This window comes from Blautia caccae (assembly GCF_040095955.1).
GTDB classification, from domain to species: domain Bacteria; phylum Bacillota; class Clostridia; order Lachnospirales; family Lachnospiraceae; genus Blautia; species Blautia celeris.
In genome coordinates this window covers 1-542 of record NZ_JBBMFP010000115.1, presented here as the reverse complement: position 1 = coordinate 542, position 542 = coordinate 1, and the positions used below count along the sequence as shown (strand labels likewise).

Genomic DNA, 542 nt, shown 5'->3' with positions numbered 1-542 from the left:
AAGGCGATCAATAAACGCCTTGCAGAGCCAGAGGAGCAGGAGAACCATATCCTGTCAGAGAATCTGCGGATGAGCTATAACCCGAAAAGATCAAAAATGAACAATAACCAGGTGATCATCGGCGGCTCCGGCCGGGGCAAGGGCTTCCAGAATATCTATCCGAATGTGACAAACTGTCATGGTGCCTATGTCATCACGGACGCAAAGGGTGACACTTTGAATACCATCGGCAGCTATATGGAATACAGAAACTATACAGTCCGTGTTATTGATCTGATCGACTTTGAAAAGAGCCTGCACTATAACCCCTTTGCCTACCTGCGGGAGGAAGAGGATGTCAGTATCCTGGTGGACAATATCATGGCAAACACGAAGGGAAATGACAAAATGGGAGGAGACCAGTTCTGGGAGGACGGCCCTAAGATGCTGCTGATCTCCATCTTTGATTACGTCTGGTATGAATGCCCGAAAAGCGAACGTAACTGGACCAGCGTGTTCAAGTTCCTGGATATGGTCACGGTAAACGAGGAGAAGAATGCCTA

The 542-nt window shown here is 48.2% G+C and carries 1 protein-coding gene; it reads left to right on the top strand.

The genetic code is table 11. The annotated features are described in order from the left end of the window. The coding region (locus tag WMO65_RS26495) for a type IV secretory system conjugative DNA transfer family protein (RefSeq protein ID WP_349064945.1) at window positions 1–542 on the top strand (542 nt) is incomplete at both ends.